The sequence below is a fragment of the Roseovarius amoyensis genome (genome assembly GCF_003260265.1).
GTDB lineage: Bacteria > Pseudomonadota > Alphaproteobacteria > Rhodobacterales > Rhodobacteraceae > Roseovarius > Roseovarius amoyensis.
This window is the reverse complement of record NZ_QITQ01000017.1, coordinates 42,206-64,326: the sequence shown is the minus strand read 5'-3', so window position 1 is coordinate 64,326 and position 22,121 is coordinate 42,206. Positions and strand designations below refer to the sequence as shown.

Genomic DNA, 22,121 nt, shown 5'->3' with positions numbered 1-22,121 from the left:
GAATAGACCTTTCCGAAGAAACCGGACGGCCCGACGGGCGCGTCTCGCGATAATATGAGGTAGCTCATGTCCTGGAGTGACGAGCGCGTCGAGAAGTTGAAGAAAATGTGGGGTGAAGGCCAGTCTGCCAGCCAGATCGCCAAGGAACTCGGCGGCGTGACCCGTAACGCGGTCATCGGCAAGGTGCACCGGCTGGGACTGTCCAACCGCAGCGGGACCGGCGGCAACGCCGCCGCGGCCGAAAGCAAGGGCAACGCGAAACCCGCGGCCAAGGCGCAAAGCAAGGCCAAGCCGGCCGCGAAACCCGCGCCCGAACCCGCCGCCAAGACCGCGGATACGGCCGACGCCCCGGCGAAACCCGCCCCCGCCCCTGTCGGGCGCGGGCGTACGATCGTACCCGCCGGCCAGCCGCTGCCGCCGCAACCCTCGGCCAACGAGATCGACCCCGCGGCTCTGGCCAAGGTCAGCGAGGTCGAGAAGAAGGCCAAGAGGCTGAGCCTGATGGAACTGACCGAGCGCACCTGCAAATGGCCGGTCGGCGACCCCGCGACCGATGATTTCTGGTTCTGCGGTCTGCCGGTCCAGTCAGGAAAACCCTATTGCGAGGCGCATGTCGGGGTGGCGTTCCAACCGATGAGTTCGCGCCGCGACCGCAGGCGCTGATCCCGCGCAAAGCGGTTTGCAAGACGGCGGCAATCGCCTAGGCTCCGGGGGAGTATTTCCAACCCCCGGGGTTCCCATGATCAGATCATTTCTTGTTGCCGCGTTTTTCCTTGCCACCGCCACGGGTGCCGCAACGGCCCAGCAATGCGGCGGCTCCTTTGCCGGCTTCGTCGACGCGATGAAGCGCGAGGCCATCTCTCACGGGCACGCACCGGCCACGGTGGAGCGCTTCTTTGCCTCGGCGCGCCACGATCCGGCGGTGATCAAGGCCGACCGGGCGCAGGGCTTCTTTCAGAAACCCTTTACCGAGTTCGCCCGCCAGCTGATCAGCCAGAACCGGCTGAACACCGGGCGCGCCAAGGCGCAGCAATACGCCGCAGTGTTTGACCGGATCGAGCGGCAATTCGGCGTCAGCCGCGGGGTGCTGCTGGCGTTCTGGGCCTTTGAGACCGATTTCGGCGGCTTTCAGGGCAATTTCAACACCCTGAACGCGCTGGTGACGCTCAGCCACGATTGCCGCAGGCCACACCTGTTCCGCCCGCAGGTCTTTGCCGCGCTGGAACTGTTCGAGCACGGCGATTTCGACCCCGCCACCACCACCGGCGCCTGGGCAGGCGAGATCGGCATGGTGCAGATGCTGCCGCGCGACATCATCGAAAACGGTGTCGATGGCGACGGCGACGGGCATGTGCGGCTGAAGACATCGCCCCCCGATGCGCTGATGTCGGGCGCGAAGATGCTGCAATCGCTGGGCTGGCGCCCGGGCGAACCCTGGCTGCAAGAGGTCAGCGTGCCGCAGAACCTCGACTGGTCGCAGACCGGGCTGCGCACACAGAAACGCGCCGCCGACTGGGCGCGGCTGGGGGTAAAGCCCCGGCATGGGCAGATCGCGGGCAACCTGCCGGCCAGCCTGATCCTGCCGCAGGGGCGCAAGGGGTCGGCCTTTCTGGCCTATCCCAATTTTCGCGTCTATTTCGAATGGAACCAGTCCTATACCTACGTGCTGACTGCGGCCTATTTCGCCAACCGGCTCGAAGGGGGACCGATCTTTGACGCCGGCAATCCAGAACCGGGGCTGTCGGGGTCGCAGATGAGGCTCTTGCAGCAAAAACTGGCCGCGCGCGGGTATGACGTGGGCAAGATCGACGGCATCCTCGGCTCCGGCACGCGGGCGGCGGTGCAGGACGTCCAGAAAAGCCTCGGCATGCCCGCGGACGCCTGGCCGACCGCGGCGCTGCTGAACCGGTTGTGAACAAGGGGGCTCTGCCCCCGCCACGCGCCAGGCGCGTGGCTCCCCCGGGGTATTTTGAACCAAGAAGAAACCGGAAGCGGACAGGCGCATGAGCGAGGCGGAAGATTTCGAGATATTCCTCGCCGCGCCGCCGGGGCTGGAGCCCGTGCTGGCAGAAGAGGCGCGTGAAGCCGGGTTCACCGGCGTGGTCGTCACCGCCGGCGGGATCACGGCAAGGGGTGGCTGGGCCGATGCCTGGCGCGCCAACCTGTGCCTGCGCGGGGTGGGCCGGGTGCTGGTGCGGGTGGCGGCGTTTCGGGCGATGCATCTGGCGCAGCTCGACAAGCGGGCACGAAAGGTCGCGTGGGGCGAATTTCTGCGCCCCGATGTGCCCGTGCGCATCGAGGCCAGTTGCCACGCTTCGCGCATCTATCATCAAAAGGCCGCCGCCGACCGGGTGGCGCGGGCGATTTCCGAAACCATCGGCGCGCCCGTCGTGGCCGAGGCGGCGCTACGGCTATTGGTGCGGATCGAGGATGACCTTTGCACCATCTCGGTCGATACCTCGGGCGAGCCGCTGCACCGCCGCGGCCACAAGCTGGCAGTGGGCAAGGCCCCGCTGCGCGAGACGTTGGCCGCGCTGTTCCTGCGTCAGTGCAGCTATCGGGGCGGCGAGCCGGTGCTTGACCCGATGTGCGGCTCTGGCACCTTCGTCATCGAAGCGGCAGAGATCGCGACGGGGCTGAACCCCGGCCGCTCGCGCCGGTTCGCGTTCGAGGCGCTGGCGGGGTTCGACGCCAAGGCCTGGGACGCGATGCGGCAAGGTACGCCGCAAGCGGCCCCCGAAGCGCGGTTTTTCGGCAGCGACAGGGATGCCGGCGCGGTGCGCTCGGCCACCGCCAATGCCGAACGCGCAGGCGTTGCCGGGCTGTGCCAGTTCGACTGTCATGCGATCTCGGACCTTGCCCGCCCCGAGGGGCCGACGGGGCTGGTGATCGTCAACCCGCCCTACGGCGCGCGCATCGGCAACAAGAAACTGCTGTACGGGCTATACGCCACGCTGGGCCGCGTCCTGGCAGAGCGGTTTTCCGGCTGGCGCGTGGGTATCGTGACGTCAGAGGCCGGGCTGGCGCGCGCCACCGGGCTGCCGCTTGCCCCGCCGGGGGCGCCGGTGGCGCATGGCGGGCTGAAGGTGCGGCTGTGGCAGACCGGGCCGTTGAAATAGGGCCGCGTCGACGCCTCAGGCCACCATCGCCTCGGCCTTGCGCAGATCGACCGATACCAGTTGGCTGACCCCCTGCTCGCCCATTGTGACCCCGAAAAGGCGGTCCATCCGGCTCATGGTGACGGCGTGGTGGGTGATGATCAGGAACCGCGTGTCGGTGCGGCGGCACATCTCGTCCAGCATGTCACAGAAACGGCTGACATTGGCGTCGTCCAGCGGCGCGTCGACCTCGTCAAGCACGCAGATCGGCGCCGGGTTGGCCAGGAAGACGGCAAAGATCAGCGCCAGCGCCGTCAGCGTCTGTTCCCCCCCTGACAACAGCGACAGCGTCGCCAGCTTCTTGCCCGGCGGCTGGCACATGATTTCCAGCCCGGCCTCGAGCGGGTCGTCGCTTTCGACCATCACCAGATTGGCCTCGCCCCCGCCGAAAAGGTGCCGGAACAGCTGTGCGAAGTTGGCGTTCACCTGCTCGAAGGCGGTGAGCAGCCGCTCGCGCCCCTCGCGGTTGAGCGCGGCAATGCCGCTGCGCAGGGTGCGGATTGCCTCTTCCAGATCGGCCTTTTCGGCACTCAGCGTGTCGTGTTCGGTCTGGACCTCCTGCGCGTCTTCCTCGGCGCGAAGGTTGACGGCGCCCAGCGCCTCGCGCTGACGCTTGAGGCGGTTCACGTCGGCCTCGATCGCCTCGGCATCGGCGATCTTGTCGGGGTCGGCGTCAAGGCGCTCCAACAGCTTTTGGGGCGTGGTTTCCAGTTCCTCCAGGATGCGCGCGGCGCATTCGTCGCGGGTCTCGCGGGCGGCTTCGGCCAGGGCCTCGGCGCGCGCGCGGGCCTCGCGCGCATCGGCGGCGGCACGCTCGGCCTCGCGTTCGGCGACGGCGGCCTCTCGCAGGGCCGCCTCGGCCGTGGACAGGGCATCGGCGGCGGCGGCTTTGCGCGCCTCGGCATCGGCGATCTTGTGGCCCAGCGCCTCGCGTTCCCCGGCAATCTCGCCGGGGTGCGCCCGGGCCTCGGCCAATTCAGCCTCAAAACCGGCCTTGCGCTCGGCCAGTTCGGCGCCGCGCGCCTCGGCGGTCTGCAACCGCTCACGCCAGCTGTTGATCTCGCGCGCGATTTCATCGGCGCGCCGGGTGCGGGCATTCCCTTCGCGGGCCAGCGCATCGTGGGCGGCGCGCAGCGTCATCATCTCGCCGCGGGCCGTTTCGACGGCTGCGCGCGTGGCCTCGGCCTCGGCTCTCAGCTCGTCCAGGTCTTCCAGCGCCTCCAGCGCGGCCTCGGCCTCGGCCAGCGCGGCAGAGGCGGCGGCGGCCTCTTCGTCGTGGCGGGAAACGGCAAGGGTCATCGTTTCAAGCCGCGATGCCGCAAGGTTGCGATCGGCCTCGGCACGCGACAGCGCCCGGCTGGCCGCCGCCATCGCGGCATCACTGTCGCGCCGCGCGGCGCGGGCGGCCTTGTCGGCCTCGGTCAGCTCGACCAGCCGCGCGCGCAACATCTCGTGGGCCTGCGCAGCCCCCTCGGCGCGGGCGGTGGCATGGGCAAGCTGCTGCTTGAGTTCCTCCAGCCGGTTAAGCTGTTCCAGCCGCAGGGCCGCGGCCGATGGCGCATCCTCGGCCCAGGCGCGAAACCCGTCCCAGCGCCACAGGTCGCCCTCAATGCTGACCAGCCGCTGGCCGGGTTTCAGCGCCGCCTGCAGGGATGACCCCCGGTCGGCATCGACCAGCCCGATCTGCGCCAGCCGCCGGGTCAGAACCCCGGGCGCGTGCACATGATCGGACAGCGGCACCACCCCCTCGGGCAGCGGCTGCGGCGCCGGGTAGTCGGGCAGACATGTCCATCCGCTGGGGCCGTCGGCCCCCACCTCGGGCGCGCGCAGATCGTCGGCCAGCGCCGCGCCAAGCGCCTTTTCATAGCCCCGCGCCACGTTCAGATCGTCCAGGATCTGGCCACCCTCGGCGGTGTCGCGGTCCACCAGCCGGGCAAGTGCTGCGACCTCGGCCGACAGCGCGTTTACCTCACCTTCGGCCTCGGACCGGCTGGCGCGGGCGTCGGCCTCGCGCGACTGCGCCTCTGCGCGGGCGTCGTCGGCACGTTCCAGCGCCTCTTCGGCGGCCTGCGCGGCGGCGTTGGCGTCGGCCTCGGCCCTGGCGGCGGCGGCATGGTCCTGCCTGGCCTTTTCCAGCGCCTGACGGGCCTCGTCGGCGGCGGCGCGGGCGCGTTCGGCCTCTTTCGTGCTTTTTTCCAGCGTCTTGCGGCTGTCCTCGACCATGCGGCTGGCCGACTGGTGGCGGGCCGACAGGCGGGCCACATCCTCGGTCATCTCGCCCAGGCGTGCCTCGTGACGTTGCAGCACCGTCGCTGCCTCTGCCGCTGCGCGGGCGGCCTCGGCCAGGCGCTCGTCATACCCCTCCGCCGCCTCGGCCAGTTCCGCCGCCTCTGTCTCCAGCCGGGCGATGGTTTCGCCGGCGTCGCGGTTGAGACTTTCCTCGCGCGCGATGTCACGGGTCAACTGGTCGATGCGCGAGGTCAGCGTCTCGATCCTGGCCAGCGCGCCCTTTTCCCGTTCCGCCAGCGCATCGCGCGCCACGACCAGCCGCTGCAGCACCGCCGCCGCGATCGCCTCTTCCTCGCGCAGGGGGGGCAGCGCCGCCTCTGCCTTGGTGCGGTCCCGCTCCGCCTCGCGCGCGGCGGCCTCGGCGCGGGCGGCCATCGCCGTACGCTCGCGCAATGCATCCTCGGCTGCGGCGCAGGCGGTGTCGGCCTCACGCCAGCGCCGCCACAACAGCAGCCCCTCGGCGTGGCGCAGTTCCTCGCCGATGTTGCGATAGCGGGCCGCCTGGCGCGCCTGGCGTTCAAGCTGGGCCAACTGCGCCGCTAGCTGTTCGATCACGTCATCAACACGGGTCAGGTTCGCCTCGGCGCCGTTGAGCTTCAATTCAGCTTCGTGGCGACGCTGGTAGAGGCCGGAAATCCCCGCCGCCTCTTCCAGAATGCGCCGCCGCGCCTTGGGGCGGGCGTTGATCAGTTCCGAAATCTGACCCTGCCGCACCAGCGCCGGCGAATGCGCACCGGTCGAGGCATCGGCAAACAGCATCTGCACGTCGCGCGCACGCACCTCCTTGCCGTTGACCTTATATGCGCTGCCCACATCGCGGGTGATGCGGCGGATGATTTCCAGGTGATCGGAATCGTTGAACCCCGCCGGCGCCAACCGGTCGGAATTGTCGATATGCAACGCCACCTCGGCAAAGTTGCGCGCAGGTCGCGTTGCCGCACCGGCAAAGATCACGTCTTCCATGCCGCCGCCGCGCATGGCCGTGGGGCGGTTTTCCCCCATGACCCAGCGCAGCGCCTCCAACAGGTTGGACTTGCCGCAGCCATTCGGCCCCACCACCCCTGTCAGCCCCTCGGCGATGAACAGGTCGGTCGGATCGACGAAGCTTTTGAAGCCGGTCAGTCTGAGCCTGGTGAACTGCAACTGTGCCCCTTTTTCCAGATATCCGCCGGCGATTCCGGTCTTTGACGAACAATGTGAAAGGCGCGGGCGCAAGCTGTCAACGGGTATTCACAGGATATGGGTGCAGTGGCGGATTTATCCACAAGATATTGCGCATCGACCGCCTGTCAGCCGGCCAGCCCCTTGCCGCCGGCCCCCGGCCGTGCTGATCATGCCATCATTCACAGGCCCGCCCGAAGGGACAGACCCCGATGCTGATCGTCGAACCTGCCGATCCCCACGCCCCCGGCCCGCGCGCATTGATCGAGGCCAGCCACGCGATGATGCGGGACATGTTCGCGCCCGAGGAAAACCATTTTCTCGATCTCGACGCGCTGGCCGCCCCCGACATCCGCTTTTTCGCCGCGCGCGAGGGCGCGCAGGTGCTGGGCACCGGCGCATTGTTGCTGCGCGACGGCTATGGCGAGGTCAAGACGATGTTCACCGCCCCTTCGGCCCGTGGGCGCGGGGTGGGCAGCGCATTGTTGCGCGCGATCGAAGACGAGGCCCACAACCACGGCCTTTCCCTGCTGCGGCTGGAAACCGGCCGGGGCCTTGATGCCGCACTGGGCCTTTACCAACGCGCGGGCTTTGCACCCTGCGCGGCGTTCGGCGATTACCGGCCCAATGCCACCTCGATCTTCATGGAAAAGCGGTTGCAGGCGGGCTGACCAGCCGGGCCGGGCTATCCGACCCAGGCTTTGCCGCATTGACCCTGGCCGCCATCGCGGCGATCATGTCGGCCCCGATACCGCTTCTTTCTGGGCGCAAATACCCCGGGGGAGTCGCGCCCGTGCGGCGCGACGGGGGCAGCGCCCCCATACCGCCGACACCAGGACCACCGATGCCGTTTGAGAAAGTCACTCCCGAAAAACTGTCGGTTGCCGTGACGCAGCAGATCGAAAAGCTGATCCTGCGCGGCATCCTGCGCCCCGGAGAGCGGCTGCCGTCAGAACGCGACCTTGCCGAACGGCTGGGGGTCTCGCGCCCCTCGCTGCGCGAGGCGCTGGCCGAGCTGCAGGAAAAGGGGCTGCTGCGCGCCCGCGCCGGCGCCGGCATCTATGTCGCCGACGTACTGGGCAACGCCTTTTCCGACGCGCTTATCCGGCTCTTGTCCGAACATGACGAGGCGGTGTTCGACTACATCTCGTTCCGCCGCGATCTCGAAGGGCTGGCCGCCGCGCGCGCCGCAAGGCTGGCCTCAGACACCGATCTGCGTGTCGTCAGCGAGATATTCACCAAGATGGAGGCGGCGCATATCAAGGCCCGGCCCAAGGACGAGGCCCGCCTGGATGCCGAATTCCACATGGCGATCATCGAGGCCAGCCACAACGTGGTGATGCTGCACATGATGCGTTCGATGTTCCAGTTGCTGCGCGAAGGGGTGTTCTATAACCGCCAGGTCATGTTCCGCCAGCGCACCACCCGTGGCGCCCTGCTGGACCAGCACCGGGCAATCAACGACGCGCTGCAGGCGCGTGATCCCGACGGGGCCCGCGCCGCTGTCGAGGCGCATCTCGACTTTGTCGAACGCGCCCTTGCCGACCAGCAGGAGACTGTACGCAACGAGATGATCGCGCGCCAGCGGCTGGAACGCGAAAAGATGCGCTGACCCGTCAACCTCGGCGTCACCCAAAACGCGTCGTGTCCGCCGAACCCGCCCCGGCCACCGCGCCGGGCCTCCCCTCTCTGCGCGGCGGGGCCCCAGGTCAGGCTTGGGCCGGCATGCGCGGATGCGATACATATTTTTACCAATTGATAAAAAAATTACCTGTGGCATACTCGCAGCCGAAGACATGGTTCAGCCAGGGGAGGAAATCCGTGAGCCAGAACACCTTTACACCCGGAATCGTCGCGGGACGGCTCGATCCCGGCGAATACACCGCCAACTTCGCCGATCTGCACCCGCCGCTCGACCCGCACGAGGCGCTGGTCGCCGCCGACCGCTGTTATTTCTGTCACGACGCGCCCTGCATCACCGCCTGTCCGACAAGCATCGACATCCCGCTTTTCATACGCCAGATCGCCACCGACACGCCAGAGGCCGCAGCCAGGACGATCTTTGATCAGAATATCCTCGGCGGCATGTGCGCCCGGGTCTGCCCTACAGAAACCCTGTGCGAAGAGGCCTGCGTGCGCGAGGCAGCCGAGGGCAAGCCGGTGCTGATCGGCCGGCTGCAACGCTATGCCACCGACACGGCGATGGCCGCCAATCATCACCCCTACAGCCGCGCCGAACCCACGGGCAAACGCGTGGCGGTGGTGGGTGCGGGGCCGGCGGGGCTGGCCTGCGCGCACCGGCTGGCCATGCATGGCCATGACGTGACGTTGTTCGACGCGCGCGACCGTATCGGCGGGCTCAACGAATACGGCATCGCCGCCTACAAGACCGTCGGCGGTTTCGCCCGGGCCGAGGTCGACTGGCTGCTGCAGATCGGCGGCATCGAGGTCAAGACCGGCCAGCGCCTTGGCGAACAAATCTCGCTCGAAGGGCTGCGGGGCGACTTCGACGCCGTGTTCCTGGGCGTGGGCCTTGGCGGCGTCAACGCGCTGGGGTTTGCGGGCGAGGATTCGAGCGGCATCGAAGACGCCGTCGATTTCATCGCCGACCTGCGCCAGGCCCACGACCTGGCGAAACTGCCCGTCGGCCGCGACGTGGTGGTGATCGGCGGCGGCATGACCGCGATTGACGCCGCCGTGCAGGCGCGGCTGCTGGGCGCGCTCAACGTCACGCTGGTCTATCGTCGAGGCCGCGAGCGGATGAACGCCAGCCCCTATGAACAGGATCTCGCGGCGTCGAAGGGCGTGCGCATCGTCACCAACGCCCGGCCGGTTGCGATCCACGGCAACGGCGCGGTGCGCGAGATCGAGTTGGAATACACCGACGACGAGCTGCGCCCGACCGGCCAGACCATCCGCCTTGCCGCCGATCAGGTGTTCAAGGCGATCGGCCAGACGCTGACAGGCGACGACCTGCCCGCGCGTGACGGCGGCAAGCTGGCCGTCACCGGCCCCGGCCGTACCAGCATCAAGGGCGTGTGGGCCGGGGGCGACTGTGCCGCCGGCGGAGACGACCTGACGGTGACGGCGGTAGCCCAGGGCCGCGACGTCGCCGAAGACATCCACGCCAGCCTGACGGGAAAGGCGGGCTGATCCAGGCCCCGCCATCCCCACGCCAACGTCAAAGGAGGTCACTTCGATGGCCAATCTCGCATCCAACTTCATCGGAATCAAATCCCCCAACCCGTTCTGGCTGGCCTCGGCGCCGCCGACGGACAAGGAATACAACGTCCGCCGCGCCTTTGAGGCCGGATGGGGCGGTGTCGTATGGAAAACGCTGGGCGAAGAGGGCCCGCCCGTCGTCAACGTCAACGGTCCGCGTTACGGCGCCATCTGGGGCGCCGACCGCCGGCTGCTGGGGCTCAACAACATCGAGCTGATCACCGACCGCCCGCTGCAGACCAACCTTGACGAGATGACCCGCGTCAAGAAGGACTGGCCCGACCGCGCGCTGGTTGCCTCGCTGATGGTGCCGGTGAACGAGGATGCCTGGAAGGCAATCCTCGACCGCGTGGCCGAAACCGGCTGCGACTGCGTCGAGCTGAATTTCGGCTGCCCCCACGGGATGAGCGAACGCGGCATGGGCTCCGCCGTGGGCCAGGTGCCCGAATACGTCCAGCAGGTCGCCGAATGGTGCAAGAAGCACACCGACCTGCCGGTGATCGTCAAGCTGACGCCCAATATCTCGGACATCCGCAAGCCTGCCCAGGCGGCCAAGGATGGCGGCGCCGACGCGGTCAGCCTGATCAACACCATCAACTCGATCACCTCGGTCGATCTCGACCTGTTTGCGCCCGAACCCACCATCGACGGCAAGGGCGCGCATGGTGGCTATTGCGGTCCGGCGGTCAAGCCCATCGCGCTGAACATGGTAGCCGAGATCGCGCGCACGCCATCGCTGGCGGGGCTGCCGATTTCCGGCATCGGCGGCGTCACCACCTGGCGCGACGCGGCCGAGTTCATGGCGCTGGGTGCCGGCAACGTGCAGGTCTGCACCGCGGCGATGACCTATGGCTTCAAGATCGTGCAAGAGATGATCTCGGGCCTGTCGCAGTTCATGGATGAAAAGGGCTTCACCAGCATCGACCAACTGGTCGGCCGGGCGGTGCCCAACCTCAGCGACTGGCAGCACCTCAACCTCAACTACGTCGCCAAGGCGCGGATCGACCAGGACGCCTGCATCAAGTGCGGGCGCTGCTATGCCGCCTGCGAGGATACCAGCCACCAGGCGATCACCATGTCCCCCGACCGGGTGTTCGAGGTCGACGACAGCGAATGCGTGGCCTGTAATCTGTGCGTCAATGTCTGCCCGGTAGAGGGCTGCATCACCATGGAACAGCTGGCCCCCGGCACGGTGGATCAGCGCACGGGCAAGGTGGTGCCGGCGGACTACGCCAACTGGACGACGCACCCCAACAACCCCGGCAGCTGCGCCGCGGAATAACGAACGTCCCTGCGCGCGTGGCCGTTTACTGCCAGGATGTCCTTGGGCGCGCTCACCGCCCCTTGGTATCTCGGCAGACCAGTTGCCATCGCGGGTCAGCTTCTCGACCGGCGAGTCCTCGAATATCCGGACGCCCTGCTCCGCCAGCGTCGGGTTGCACCGCCGGTCGTCGAGGTCCGGCAGATAGGGTGCGCCGGTCTTCGGCACGAATATCGCGTGTTCGCGTCCGAAGGGCAGGTTGCTGGCCGAGTTACGCGCGTGACAGGTGAATGTCTCGGCAATGGTGGCGATCAATTCGCGTACCAGCCAGCGGTCGACTTGCACGCGCTCGCTATCCGCGCGGTCGTGCGGGCGCCCCGGCCCCGGCGCGCCGCTCTTCTTCCGCCAGATCAGCCATGCTGCGTCCTTCCGTAGGGTGGGGTTTCACCCCACCGTTGCGCCGAGGTGGGGTGAAACCCCACCCTACACGACGTTGTCGCCATCCCCCGGATCACTGAGATCGACCCAGATCGTCTTGATCTCGGTGAACTGGTCGCGCGCCCCCGCCGGTCGGGCGTTTCCTTGTCCATTTTGACGCCCATGCGACCGGGGTAGATGTCGAGAAATCATCGTTGAACGGCGTGATGATCGGGGTCCAGACACCCTCAAAGCGCATGTTCGCGATCCTTCGGTGATGCGACGTCGAGGGGGAGCGGATCAGGGCTGACAAAGCACTCCAGCCGGTCGCGCAACAGCTCCCAGTGTTTAGAGGTCAGCCCGACAATTCGCCCAGGCTCTTGCTGCCGGTCGTGCCGTCATCAAGGACAAAGCATCGCTCGGCCCGCAGGCTGGGGATGCGCGCCTCCGCTTCTGCCACGGCGTCCAGGTCGATGCGGGCGCTCACCACGCCCGGCCCGGCGCCGCCATCGGCCAGCACCTCGCCCCACGGGCCAATGATCAGCGAATGACCATAGCATTCGCCGCCCCCCGGTACAGCGCCGGTTGCACCGGCCGAGACGACAAAGCGCGTGTTCTCGATCGCGCGGGCACGGTTGAGGACGTGCCAATGCGCCTCGCCGGTCTTGCGGGTGAACGCCGCCGGGCAGATCAGCACCTCGGCGCCGGCCTGCGCCAGCCGCCGGAACAGGCCCGGAAACCGCAGATCATAACAGATCGCGTGCCCGATCCGGGCATGGGCGGTGTCATGGATGACCAGCCGGTCGCCCGGACTGACCCGTGCGCTTTCGCGGTAGACCTCGGTCTCGGACAACTGGATGTCGAACATGTTGATCTTGTCATAGCGGCCGCAAATCGCGCCGCTGTCATCCAGCATGATGCCACGGTTCAGGATACGCCCGTCGGGCGCATCGACCGCGATCGAACCCAGGTTGACCCACACGCCGCGGGCACGGGCGAAGTCCCGCATCGCGGCCAAAAAGGGGTGCGTGTCCTCCGGTGCCGAAGGCGGGGCTACCGCCGCCCCCTCTGTCATCAGCCCGCCGCAGTATTCCGGCAGGAACAACATCTGCGCCCCGGCATCGACCGCCGCATTCGCCATCGGCAGCGCCTCGTCCAGCGCGGCGTCGAAATCCGGCCGGGGCCGGATCTGCAAACAGGCAATGTTCAGAGGTCGGGCCATGATGCCGTCAGGTTTTCACGCAAACGGACCGGGATGCAAGTGGCGTTCGGGTAGATGATATTTCGAAAACTGTCGAAATGACTCTTGCGCCCCGTTCTATATTTCGATATTTCTAGAATCATGAAACAAATACCGATCTCCGACCACGACCTGGCGCAGACCGCATCGACCTTTTCCGCGCTGGGCAGCGAACAGCGTCTGGCAGTGCTGCGCACCCTGGTGCGCGCCGGCCCCGAGGGGCTGAGCATTGGCGAGTTGGGCCAGCGTGCTGGCGTCACCGGCTCGACCCTGACCCATCACATGAAGATCCTCGCCCAGGCCGGCCTTGTCCGGCAGGAACGCCACGGGCGCAGCATCATCTGCGCCGCCGTCGCCTATGAAGAACTGCGCGCGCTGTCCGACTTCCTGCTGCGCGAATGCTGCGCCGACAGTATTCATCCTTATCCCGAGCATGGCCATGACTGACACCACCCTGCCCCGCACCCGCCGTCTCTGGCACAACATCGACAAGGCCTGGCTGACGCTGGCCGTCCTGCTGGCGCTGGTGGCAATCTTCGATCCGCCGCAACTGGCGCCCACTGTCACCTTTGCGGCCGGGGCCCTGTGGCACACCGCACCCTTCATCGCCTTCGCGGTAGTGGCGGTCGCCGGGATGAAGGCCACCGGGGCGGAAACCCTGATGGCCCGCGCATTCGAGGGGCGGCAGGCACGCATGATCGTGCTGGCGGCGCTGCTGGGCGGGCTGGCCCCCTTTTGCAGCTGCGAGGTGATCCCCTTCATCGCCGCGATGCTGGCGCTCGGGGCGCCGCTGGGGGCGGTGATGGCATTCTGGCTGGCTTCGCCACTGATGGATCCGGCGATGTTCCTGATCACCGCCGGCACGCTGGGCTGGGACTTTGCCATCGCCAAGACGGTTGCCGCCGTCGGGCTGGGGCTGTTCGGCGGCTTTGCGACCATGGCGGCGGCACGCACGCCTGTCTTTGCCGATCCGCTACGCGAGCGCCCGCAAACCGGCTGCTGCGGGGCGCGCAACAGCTTTGGCGGTGCGCCTGTCTGGCGCTTTTGGCAACATGCCGACCGGCGCGCGGCCTTTCGCGCCACCGCCCAGGACAACACCCTGTTCCTGCTGAAATGGCTGGCGCTGGCCTATGTCATCGAGGCACTGATGCTTCGCTACATTCCCGCCGACGCGGTGGCCAACCTGCTGGGCGGTGGCGGCATCGGCACCATCGTCCTGGGGGCGCTGGTCGGGGCACCGGCCTATCTGAACGGCTTTGCCGCCGTGCCGCTGATCGATGCACTGCTGGCGCAGGGCATGAGCCAGGGCGCCGCAATGAGCTTTGTCATCGCCGGCGGCGTCAGTTCCATCCCCGCCGCCATCGCCGTCTGGGCACTGGTTCGGCCGCGGGTCTTCGCCGCCTATCTGGGGCTTGCCGTCATAGGTTCGATCCTGGCGGGCCTCGCCTGGCAAGCAGTCGCCTGAGGGGCGCGGTATTCAGACACAACGCGTCGGAAGCCCTGTCTTTCAGCCGCACCACCGACGCGGGCGCCCGGGTGATCCCGGCGCCCGTTTCGGCTTGTTCATGCCAGCGTTCCACCCTGTTGGACACGATATATTGCGCTCACAACCCAACATGGCCCCAAGGCGGGAACAATTGGCTTAATATCGCCATGTTTGTTGAGTAATTTATCCAGAATAGGACATACTTCCTGCAAACTATGCACTATAAGGCTCAAACCACGCCCCACCGGTACAAGAAGGGCCGAAAGAGCAGCATCGGAGCGAGTGGATGCTCGAATTTGACAATGTGAGCAAATCGTTCTGGACCGGAACGCAGCGAAAGGTGATCCTCGACAGAGTGTCCTTTCGCGTCGAGCTGGGCCGGAGCCTCGGCATTCTTGCCCCGAACGGCACCGGCAAGACCACGCTGGTGCGGATGATGGCCGGGCTGGAAAAACCCGACGAGGGCGAAATCCGCCGCGGCTGCAGGATCAGCTTTCCGCTGGGCTTCATGGGCGGGGTGGTCACACGGCTGTCAGCGATGGAAAACGCGCGCTATATCGCGCGGCTCTACGGGCTTGACCCCGACTATGTCGAGGCATTCTGCCGCTGGCTGTGCGGGCTGGGGGAGTATTTCGACCAGCCGCTCGGCACCTATTCGTCGGGGATGCGCGCGCGCTTTACCTTCGCGCTGTTGCTGGCGCTCGATTTCGACATCTACCTGATCGACGAGGGCATGCCCAGTTCGACGGATGTGGAATTCAACCGAAAGGCCGGCGACATCCTCAGGGAGCGGCTGGCGAAGACCACGGTGATCATCGTTTCACACCAGCCCCAGACGCTGGAAAAATTCGCCAGTTCCGCGGCGGTACTGAGGGACGGCAAACTTCACATGTTCGACACCTTGGAAGAGGCCAGGCAGCTATATGACTACGAAAACCAAGGCTAGAAAATTCCGCATCCGCCGCACCTCGGGGGCGCATCCTCTCGATGCGCCCGTCGCGGGGGGCACGGGCGGCGGTACGGCCGGGGCACGGCCGTCGCAGGCCGCACCGGGCGCCGGTTCTGGTCATGATGGCGCCGCGCGTCCCAACGCCGCCCCGCGCTCGGCGCCGCAGGGCGGCGACAACAGCGACCACCAGCCCCCCCACAGCGGCGAGGTCGCCAGCGCCCGCGAGGTCAGCGTAGCCGACGACATCGACGCCATCCGCCAGGAGGGGCTGACCGGTCGCCAACTGCGCATGGCCCGGCGCATGGCCCAGAAACACGGGCTGGCACCGACATCCGATTTTGACGCCATTCGTCTGCTGCGAGCCAAGGGGATCGACCCGTTCCAGCGCACCCGAATGCTGGAACTGGTCAGTCCCAATGGCAATCGCTCTGGTGACGCGCAGGGCGGCGGCCAGCGCGTGCAACTGCCGCAAACAGTGCCGACGGCGCGCACGCAACTACCCTCGACCGAGGTCGGCTCTGCCGAGCGACGCGCCACCGAAATCATGGAGATTCAGCGCGACATCGGCCGCCGCCGCCGGCGCAAACTGGCGCTGCTGATGTCTCGGCTGGCGGTGTTCGTGTTCCTGCCGACTTTCGTGGCGGGGTATTATTTCTATGCCATCGCAACGCCGATGTACACGACCAAGACTGAATTCCTGATCCTGACCGCCGACGGGATGGGCACGGGCATGGGCGCCGGGCTGCTGCGCGGCACCTCGTTCGCCACCAGCCAGGATTCGATTGCCACCCAGTCATACCTGGAATCGAAAGACGCTATGTTGCGGCTCGATGCCGACATGGGTTTTCGCGCGCATTTCAGCCAGGACTGGATCGACCCGATCCAGCGGCTGGACAAGGACGCGTCGACCGAAAAGGCCTACAAGCTGTATTCCAAATACGTCAGTCTGGGCTACGACCCCACCGAGGGCGTCATCCGGATGGAACTGTCGACCGCCGATCCCGAACTGAGCCGCCGCTTTTCCGAAAAGCTGATCGAATACGCCGAGGAACGCGTTGACCAGCTCAGCCAGGAAAAGCGCCTCGACGCGGTCAAGACGGCCGAAAAGAGCCTGGAAGAAGCCAAGGCCGAACGACGCGCGGCACAGGAACGCATGGTGACGCTACAGGAAAGCTCGATCCTCGACCCCGAGGGCGAGATCGCCAATATCCGCGCGCTGATCCAGAACGTCGAACTGCAGCTCCAGGAAAAGGAACTGGCGCTGAACACGCAGCTGAACAACGCGCGCCCCAATAGCGCCAAGGTCGAGGCGTTGCAAAGCCAGATCGAGGTGCTGCGCGCCGAGCTGGCCAAGCAGCAGGCGCGCCTGACCCAGGCGACCGAAAAGACCAGTTCGCTGGCCTCGCAGACGGCCGCGATCCAGATGGCGCAGGCCGACCTGGCGACCGCCGACATGATCCTGCAATCGGCGCTTGAGGCCAAGCGGCAGTCGGAAATCGAGGCCAACAAGCAGGTGCGCTATCTGACGGTCAGCGTGCACCCCGTCGCATCCGAGGATCCGTCCTATCCCCGCTCATTCGAGAACACGGTGGTTGCGTTCCTGATTTTCGCCGGTATCTACCTGATGATATCGCTGACCGCGTCCATCCTCAGGGAACAGGTATCGTCGTAGACCATGAAACACGTCGCCCTCTCGGGGCTCTGCATTGGCAATGACCAGCCGCTGACGGTCATAGCCGGGCCGTGCCAGCTTGAATCAACCGATCACGCCCAGATGATCGCCGGCAAGATGGCCGAGGCCTGCGCCAGCGCCGGCGCGCAGTACGTCTTCAAGGCGTCCTATGACAAGGCCAACCGCAGCGCCATCGGCGGCAAGCGGGGGCCCGGCATGGCCGAGGGGCTGAAGATGCTGCAATCGGTGCGCGATGCACTGGGGCTGCCGGTGCTGACCGACGTGCATCTGCCCGACCAGTGCGCCGAAGTGGCCGAGGTGGCCGACATCCTGCAGATCCCCGCCTTTCTGTGCCGCCAGACCGACCTGCTGATCGCCGCCGGCGAAACCGGCGCCGCGATCAACGTCAAGAAGGGGCAGTTTCTGGCGCCCTGGGACATGGCCGGCGTCATCGAAAAGCTGGAAAGCACCGGCAACACCCGCCTGATCCTGACAGAACGCGGCACCAGTTTCGGCTATAACACACTGGTCGCCGACATGCGTGCATTGCCACAGATGGCGCGCACAGGCTATCCGGTGGTGATGGACGCCACCCATTCGGTGCAACAGCCCGGCGGCCTTGGCAAAAGTTCAGGCGGGCAGCGCGAATTCGCGCCCGTCATGGCCCGCGCGGCAGTGGCGATCGGGGTGGCCGGTGTTTTCATCGAGACCCACGAAAACCCCGACAACGCGCCCTCGGACGGGCCCAACATGGTGCCGCTTGGCGAGATGCCGGCGCTGATTGAAACGCTGATGCAGTTCGATGAACTGGCCAAGGAACGGCCGATCCGTCTTTGAACACCGGGAATTTTCCATGACCAAACCCTTGCCCGACGTCACCCCCAACAGCTGGGAATTCCTGCGCGACCCGATGATCCGGCCCACGGGTTTTCGCGAATACGACGCGCGCTGGAAATACCCCGAGGAAATCAACCTGCCCGGCGTCACCGCGCTGGGGCTGGGGCTGGGCACCCAGATGCACCGCCGCGGCATCGCGCCCGAAATCGCGGTCGGCAACGACTATCGCGACTATTCTCTGGCGATCAAGCAGGCGCTGATGCTGGGGCTGATGCAGGCCGGCATCCGGGTCCGGGACATCGGCCCGGCGCTGTCGCCGATGGCCTATTTCGCCCAGTTCCACCTGGACGTGCCGGCGGTTGCGATGGTCACCGCCAGCCATAACCCCAACGGCTGGACCGGGGTCAAGATGGGGTTCGAGCGCCCGCTTACCCACGGCCCCGACGAGATGGCGGAACTGCGCGATATCGTACTGAATGGCGAGGGGCAGCCGCGCCCCGGCGGCAGCTATGAATTCGCCGATGGCGTGCGCGAGGCCTATCTCGACGATCTTGTCGGCGATTTCCGCATCTCCCGCCCGCTCAAGGTGGTCTGCGCCACCGGCAACGGCACCGCGTCGCATTTCGCGTCCGACCTGCTGCGCCGGATCGGGGTTGAGGTGGTGGGGCTGCACGACCGGCTGGATTACACCTTTCCCCACTACAACCCCAACCCCGAAGCGATGGAAATGCTGCACGACATGTCCGCCGCGGTAAAGGCCAGCGGCGCCGACCTGGCGCTGGGCTTTGACGGCGACGGCGACCGCTGCGGCGTGGTCGATGACGAGGGCGAAGAGATATTCGCCGACAAGGTGGGCGTGATCCTTGCCCGCGACCTGTCCCGCCTCTATCCCGGCTCCACCTTCGTGGCTGATGTCAAATCGACCGGGCTGTTCGCCTCGGACCCGGTGTTGCGGGAAAACGGCGCCAAGGCCGACTATTGGAAGACCGGCCACAGCCACATGAAACGCCGGGTTAAGGCGCTGGGCGCACTGGCTGGGTTCGAGAAATCGGGCCACTACTTTCTGGCCGAACCCGTCGGGCGCGGCTATGACTGCGGGCTGCGCGTGGCGGTGGAAATCTGCAAGATGCTTGACCGCCACCCCGACCAATCCATGTCGGACCTGCGCCGCGCCCTGCCCCGGACATGGAACACGCCAACCATGTCCCCACACTGCCCGGACGAAGAGAAATACACCGTGCTCGACCGGCTGGTGAAAAAGCTGGTGGCCCGCGCCGAGGCGGGAGAGCCCCTGGCCGGGCGACCCATCAAGGAGGTGGTCACCGTCAACGGCGCCCGCGTCATCCTGGACAACGGCAGCTGGGGGCTGGTGCGGGCGAGTTCCAACACCCCCAACCTGGTGGTGGTCTGCGAAAGCGGCGAGAGCGAAGAAGAGATGCGCGCCATCTTTGCCGATATTGACGCCGTCATCCGGACAGAGCCGTCAGTGGGCTCCTACGACCAGACGATCTGAGGCGGGCAGCCCGCCCGCCCCGGGCCTGCCCCGGGGCCTCGACGGCCAACAAGCAGGCCCCGGCCCGGGGGCCGGGGCGTGACAGAGCCACCCTGATCCGACACACACCGTAGCCCGCAACTACCCCGCCAGCCCGTCCAGCTTGCGCGCCAGCTTGACGTCCAGCGGGCTGAGCCCGCCCACGTCATGGGTCGTCAGCGTCACCTCGACGGTCTTGTAGACATTCGTCCACTCGGGGTGGTGGTTCCATTTTTCGGCCCAGATCGCGGCACGGGTCATGAAACCGAACGCCTCGACAAAGTTCTCGAAGTCATAGGTCCTGGCGATGGCGTCGCGGGTCTCGTCCATCCGCCAACCGGCCTCCAGCAGCGGTTCCAGCGTTGTCTTGCGGGCTGTATCGCTTAGCTTTTCGGTCATTCTCTTTCCTCTCTTCGGTCCTTGCGGAACGGGCCATAGCTGGTGAGCACCTCGATATCCTCGTCCACCGCCGCGCGCTCGGCCTCGAGATAGCGGCCCACCGCATCGGCGAAACCGGCATCCGCGATCCAGTGCAGCGAATGGGTCTGGCGGGGCAGGTAGCCGCGCAGCAGCTTGTGTTCGCCCTGCGCGCCAGCCTCGACCCGGGCCAGCCCCTGTTCGATGGCGAAATCTATCGCCCTGTAATAGCACAGTTCAAAATGTAGGCAGGGGTGATGCTCGTTGCAGCCCCAGTAACGGCCAAAAAGCGCCTCGCGCCCGATCAGGTTCAGCGCGCCCGCCACGGGCCGGCCATCCCGTTCGGCCATCACCATCAGGATGTCCTCCCGCAGCCGTTCGGCAGCGATGTCGAAGAATTCGCGAGTCAGGTAGGGGGTGCCCCATTTGCGCGCGCCGGTGTCTTGGTAGAAATCCCACATCGCCTGCCAGTGGCGTAGCTCTATCCCGTCACCTCTCAGCACCCGGATCTCACCGCCAAAATCATTCGCCTGCCGGCGTTCCTTGCGGATCGCCTTGCGCTTGCGCGATGAAAGCTGCGCCAGGAAGGCGTCGAAATCGGCATAGCCGTCGTTCTGCCAGTGAAATTGCTGGCTGACGCGCGTCATCAGGCCCATCCCGGCGCCCGCCTGCGCCTCGTCCCCGGTGCAAAAGGTGATATGCAGCGATGACAACTTGTTGCGCGCGGCCAGTTCGACCGCACCGCTTATCAACGCCGTGCGCCCCTCGGCCTCAAACCCCGGACGGGTCAGCAGGCGCCGCCCGGTAACCGGGGTGAACGGCACCGCGATCTGCAGCTTGGGGTAATAGCGCCCCCCTGCCCCCTCATATGCATGTGCCCAGTTGAAATCGAAGATATATTCGCCCTGGCTGTCGGTCTTCAGATAGAGCGGCGCGCAACCCACCACCTGGCCGCCACTCTCGGCCGTCAGGTAATGCGGCCGCCAGCCGGTGCCGGGGCCGACCGATCCGCTATCCTCCAGCGCCTCGAGGAACCGATAGGTGGTAAAGGGGTCGTTCGGACGCCCGCCATCCGCAGCCTCTGGGCAGGCGCAGGCATCCCAGACCGCCGCCCCGATGGCGCCGATCGTGTCGTGCACGGTGATGGTGATCCCGGTGCCGTCCATCGCATTCCGTCCCGGTTGTGCTGGATTCAATCTGTGCCCCCGCGCGCCGGGGTCAAGCCGGGATCGCGGGGTTGTAACCCTCGAAGGTGATGTTGTCGGCCACCTCGCGGGCGCGCGCCTCGGCCTCGGGCGAGCGCACGGTCCAGCACAGAACCGCCGCTCCGCGCGCCTTCAGCTCGGCCACGCGGGGCCTGTCCAGGTCATCGGCCTGGTGACTGATAAAGCTGCACCCGGCAGCATCAAAATCGGGGATGTCGCGCAGGCCGGCGCGGGTTGCCTCGTTCAGTTCCGGCCAGTCCGCCGGGGCATAGGCGCAACTGACGATCCCGCGCGGCACATCCGGGGCCAGCCGCGCCAGCCGCGCCACCATGTGCGGGTTGAACGACATCAGCGCCAGCGGCCCGTCATACCCGGCGATATCACGCGCCACTGCACGTTCCAGCGCGCCGCCCACATCGCCAAGACCACCGTGCTGGTCCTTCAGCTCTACGACCAGCGGCACGCGACCGGCCACCAGCGCCAGCACCTGCGCCAGGTCGGGGATGCCCTCATTCCCGCCGGTCAGCGCTATGCCGCGCATTTCATCCGCGTCACGCTGGCACACGAGGCCCGTTTCGCCAGTCAGCCGGTCAAGGTCGTCATCATGGAACACCATCGCACAGCCATCGCGGCTGAGTTGGAGGTCGATCTCGACCCCATAGCCGGCCGCCACCGCCGCGCGCACCGCCGCGCGCGAATTCTCGGGCCTGCCTTTTGCCACGTCATGCAGCGCCCGATGCGCCAATGGCTGGCGCAGAAAGGCAGCCGGCAGCGGTGTCATCCGATCTGAAAGATGCCGTCCACCTCGACGGCAACCCCAAGGGGCAGCGACGGCGACGAAACCGCCGCGCGTGCATGTTGCCCCGCCTCGCCCAGCGCATCACCGATGAGGTCGGAGGCACCGTTGATCACCAGCGGCTGGTCACGGAAATCGGGGGTCGAGTTGACGAAGCCGGTCAGCTTGACCACGCGTTTGAGCCGGTCCAGATCGCCGCCACAGGCCGCCTTGACCTGAGCCAAAAGCGCAGTGGCGCAGGTTTTCGCCGCCGCTGCCCCCTCATCAACAGACATGTCCTCACCCAGCTTGCCGGTGATCAGCCCGTCTGCATCCCTGGAAATCTGGCCGGACACATAGAGCATGTCGCCCACCAGAACATAAGGCACGTAATTGGCCGCCGGGGCGGGGGCGTCGGGCAGTGTCACGCCCATTTCGGCCAGCTTCGTTTCGAACTTACCCATAGCGTTCTCTCCCAGACTCGGATGCGCACAGGCTAGC

General features: G+C 66.7%; 19 protein-coding genes and 1 pseudogene. 13 read left to right on the top strand and 7 right to left on the bottom strand.

The genetic code is table 11. From position 1 onward, the window contains the following. Positions 1 to 66 precede the first annotated feature (66 nt). From DL899_RS13965 to DL899_RS13955, 3 genes are all read left to right on the top strand, one after another. Positions 67 to 663, top strand: a complete 597-nt coding sequence (locus DL899_RS13965; protein WP_111734977.1) for a GcrA family cell cycle regulator — start codon at positions 67 to 69, stop codon at positions 661 to 663. Positions 664 to 739: 76 nt separating this feature from the next. Next, complete coding sequence (locus DL899_RS13960; protein ID WP_111734976.1) at positions 740 to 1,915, top strand: lytic murein transglycosylase; 1,176 nt, start codon at positions 740 to 742, stop codon at positions 1,913 to 1,915. A gap of 88 nt (positions 1,916 to 2,003) precedes the next feature. Further along, entirely contained in the window at positions 2,004 to 3,119 is a 1,116-nt protein-coding gene (locus tag DL899_RS13955; protein ID WP_111734975.1) for a THUMP domain-containing class I SAM-dependent RNA methyltransferase, read from the top strand. A 15-nt stretch (positions 3,120 to 3,134) separates the two neighbouring features. Here the strand turns inward: DL899_RS13955 and DL899_RS13950 are convergent, their stop codons facing one another. Continuing rightward, positions 3,135 to 6,590: a chromosome segregation SMC family protein gene (locus DL899_RS13950; protein WP_111734974.1), complete on the bottom strand. Its 3,456-nt coding sequence runs from the start codon at positions 6,588 to 6,590 to the stop codon at positions 3,135 to 3,137. 230 nt (positions 6,591 to 6,820) lie between these two features. Here DL899_RS13950 and DL899_RS13945 point away from each other — a divergent pair, with 230 nt between their 5' ends. From DL899_RS13945 to preA, 4 genes are all read left to right on the top strand, one after another. Continuing rightward, on the top strand, positions 6,821 to 7,279 hold the full coding sequence (locus tag DL899_RS13945; RefSeq protein WP_111734973.1) for a GNAT family N-acetyltransferase: 459 nt from the start codon (positions 6,821 to 6,823) through the stop codon (positions 7,277 to 7,279). A 173-nt stretch (positions 7,280 to 7,452) separates the two neighbouring features. Continuing rightward, positions 7,453 to 8,220, top strand: coding sequence for a FadR/GntR family transcriptional regulator (locus tag DL899_RS13940; protein ID WP_111734972.1), 768 nt, complete (start codon positions 7,453 to 7,455; stop codon positions 8,218 to 8,220). Between the two features lie 209 nt (positions 8,221 to 8,429). Beyond that, the gene (locus tag DL899_RS13935) at positions 8,430 to 9,761 is read left to right on the top strand and encodes an NAD(P)-dependent oxidoreductase (RefSeq protein ID WP_111734971.1); all 1,332 of its coding nucleotides are present in this window, start codon (positions 8,430 to 8,432) and stop codon (positions 9,759 to 9,761) included. Positions 9,762 to 9,807: 46 nt separating this feature from the next. Next, a complete protein-coding gene (gene preA / locus DL899_RS13930; RefSeq protein ID WP_111734970.1) occupies positions 9,808 to 11,112 on the top strand; it encodes an NAD-dependent dihydropyrimidine dehydrogenase subunit PreA in 1,305 nt (434 codons plus the stop codon). Positions 11,113 to 11,262: 150 nt separating this feature from the next. On the opposite strand, the pseudogene DL899_RS19900 reads toward preA, so the two are convergent. Beyond that, a pseudogene (locus tag DL899_RS19900) lies at positions 11,263 to 11,436 on the bottom strand (trimethylamine methyltransferase family protein); the annotation flags it as partial. A 427-nt stretch (positions 11,437 to 11,863) separates the two neighbouring features. Further along, positions 11,864 to 12,730: a carbon-nitrogen hydrolase family protein gene (locus tag DL899_RS13920; protein WP_111734969.1), complete on the bottom strand. Its 867-nt coding sequence runs from the start codon at positions 12,728 to 12,730 to the stop codon at positions 11,864 to 11,866. Between the two features lie 120 nt (positions 12,731 to 12,850). On the opposite strand from DL899_RS13920, the gene DL899_RS13915 reads away from it, so the two are divergent. The 6 genes from DL899_RS13915 to DL899_RS13890 all read left to right on the top strand — a co-directional run bounded on the left by DL899_RS13915 (position 12,851) and on the right by DL899_RS13890 (position 19,205). Further along, positions 12,851 to 13,195 carry an ArsR/SmtB family transcription factor gene (locus tag DL899_RS13915; RefSeq protein WP_111734968.1) on the top strand — a complete coding sequence of 115 codons (345 nt, stop codon included), beginning with the start codon at positions 12,851 to 12,853 and terminating at the stop codon, positions 13,193 to 13,195. Further along, positions 13,188 to 14,213, top strand: a complete 1,026-nt coding sequence (locus DL899_RS13910) for a permease (RefSeq protein WP_111734987.1) — start codon at positions 13,188 to 13,190, stop codon at positions 14,211 to 14,213. Before DL899_RS13915 ends, DL899_RS13910 begins: the two co-directional genes overlap by 8 nt. Positions 14,214 to 14,520: 307 nt before the next feature. Then, complete coding sequence (locus DL899_RS13905; protein WP_111734967.1) at positions 14,521 to 15,180, top strand: ABC transporter ATP-binding protein; 660 nt, start codon at positions 14,521 to 14,523, stop codon at positions 15,178 to 15,180. Next, positions 15,158 to 16,855, top strand: a complete 1,698-nt coding sequence (locus DL899_RS13900; RefSeq protein WP_111734966.1) for a KpsE/RkpR family capsule polysaccharide export protein — start codon at positions 15,158 to 15,160, stop codon at positions 16,853 to 16,855. The genes DL899_RS13905 and DL899_RS13900 overlap by 23 nt, the downstream gene beginning before the upstream one ends. A gap of 3 nt (positions 16,856 to 16,858) precedes the next feature. Next, the gene (kdsA, locus tag DL899_RS13895; protein WP_111734965.1) at positions 16,859 to 17,692 is read left to right on the top strand and encodes a 3-deoxy-8-phosphooctulonate synthase; all 834 of its coding nucleotides are present in this window, start codon (positions 16,859 to 16,861) and stop codon (positions 17,690 to 17,692) included. Positions 17,693 to 17,708: 16 nt separating this feature from the next. Beyond that, the gene (locus DL899_RS13890; RefSeq protein WP_111734964.1) at positions 17,709 to 19,205 is read left to right on the top strand and encodes a phosphomannomutase/phosphoglucomutase; all 1,497 of its coding nucleotides are present in this window, start codon (positions 17,709 to 17,711) and stop codon (positions 19,203 to 19,205) included. 120 nt (positions 19,206 to 19,325) lie between these two features. Here DL899_RS13890 and DL899_RS13885 read toward each other — a convergent pair whose 3' ends face one another. The 4 genes from DL899_RS13885 to DL899_RS13870 are packed head-to-tail and all read right to left on the bottom strand — an operon-like array spanning position 19,326 to position 22,084. Continuing rightward, on the bottom strand, positions 19,326 to 19,622 hold the full coding sequence (locus DL899_RS13885; RefSeq protein ID WP_111734963.1) for a 4a-hydroxytetrahydrobiopterin dehydratase: 297 nt from the start codon (positions 19,620 to 19,622) through the stop codon (positions 19,326 to 19,328). Next, on the bottom strand, positions 19,619 to 20,806 hold the full coding sequence (locus DL899_RS13880; protein ID WP_111734962.1) for a GNAT family N-acetyltransferase: 1,188 nt from the start codon (positions 20,804 to 20,806) through the stop codon (positions 19,619 to 19,621). Before DL899_RS13880 ends, DL899_RS13885 begins: the two co-directional genes overlap by 4 nt. A gap of 52 nt (positions 20,807 to 20,858) precedes the next feature. Then, positions 20,859 to 21,626 (bottom strand): glycerophosphodiester phosphodiesterase family protein, encoded by a 768-nt coding sequence (locus DL899_RS13875; protein WP_111734961.1) that lies wholly within the window; start codon positions 21,624 to 21,626, stop codon positions 20,859 to 20,861. After that, entirely contained in the window at positions 21,623 to 22,084 is a 462-nt protein-coding gene (locus DL899_RS13870; RefSeq protein WP_111734960.1) for a RidA family protein, read from the bottom strand. The genes DL899_RS13875 and DL899_RS13870 overlap by 4 nt, the downstream gene beginning before the upstream one ends. Between the last annotated feature and the right edge of the window lie 37 nt (positions 22,085 to 22,121).

What these genes read in the sequence shown, in the direction of transcription:
- DL899_RS13900 (WP_111734966.1), top strand. Translation starts at nt 15,158, where the DNA reads ATGACTACGAAAACCAAGGCTAGAAAATTCCGCATCCGCCGCACCTCG.
- DL899_RS13945 (WP_111734973.1), top strand. Translation starts at nt 6,821, where the DNA reads ATGCTGATCGTCGAACCTGCCGATCCCCACGCCCCCGGCCCGCGCGCA.
- DL899_RS13940 (WP_111734972.1), top strand. Translation starts at nt 7,453, where the DNA reads ATGCCGTTTGAGAAAGTCACTCCCGAAAAACTGTCGGTTGCCGTGACG.
- DL899_RS13920 (WP_111734969.1), bottom strand. Translation starts at nt 12,730, where the DNA reads ATGGCCCGACCTCTGAACATTGCCTGTTTGCAGATCCGGCCCCGGCCG.
- DL899_RS13885 (WP_111734963.1), bottom strand. Translation starts at nt 19,622, where the DNA reads ATGACCGAAAAGCTAAGCGATACAGCCCGCAAGACAACGCTGGAACCG.
- DL899_RS13955 (WP_111734975.1), top strand. Translation starts at nt 2,004, where the DNA reads ATGAGCGAGGCGGAAGATTTCGAGATATTCCTCGCCGCGCCGCCGGGG.
- DL899_RS13965 (WP_111734977.1), top strand. Translation starts at nt 67, where the DNA reads ATGTCCTGGAGTGACGAGCGCGTCGAGAAGTTGAAGAAAATGTGGGGT.
- DL899_RS13890 (WP_111734964.1), top strand. Translation starts at nt 17,709, where the DNA reads ATGACCAAACCCTTGCCCGACGTCACCCCCAACAGCTGGGAATTCCTG.
- preA (WP_111734970.1), top strand. Translation starts at nt 9,808, where the DNA reads ATGGCCAATCTCGCATCCAACTTCATCGGAATCAAATCCCCCAACCCG.
- DL899_RS13915 (WP_111734968.1), top strand. Translation starts at nt 12,851, where the DNA reads ATGAAACAAATACCGATCTCCGACCACGACCTGGCGCAGACCGCATCG.
- DL899_RS13880 (WP_111734962.1), bottom strand. Translation starts at nt 20,806, where the DNA reads ATGGACGGCACCGGGATCACCATCACCGTGCACGACACGATCGGCGCC.
- kdsA (WP_111734965.1), top strand. Translation starts at nt 16,859, where the DNA reads ATGAAACACGTCGCCCTCTCGGGGCTCTGCATTGGCAATGACCAGCCG.
- DL899_RS13875 (WP_111734961.1), bottom strand. Translation starts at nt 21,626, where the DNA reads ATGACACCGCTGCCGGCTGCCTTTCTGCGCCAGCCATTGGCGCATCGG.
- DL899_RS13870 (WP_111734960.1), bottom strand. Translation starts at nt 22,084, where the DNA reads ATGGGTAAGTTCGAAACGAAGCTGGCCGAAATGGGCGTGACACTGCCC.
- DL899_RS13905 (WP_111734967.1), top strand. Translation starts at nt 14,521, where the DNA reads ATGCTCGAATTTGACAATGTGAGCAAATCGTTCTGGACCGGAACGCAG.
- DL899_RS13910 (WP_111734987.1), top strand. Translation starts at nt 13,188, where the DNA reads ATGACTGACACCACCCTGCCCCGCACCCGCCGTCTCTGGCACAACATC.
- DL899_RS13960 (WP_111734976.1), top strand. Translation starts at nt 740, where the DNA reads ATGATCAGATCATTTCTTGTTGCCGCGTTTTTCCTTGCCACCGCCACG.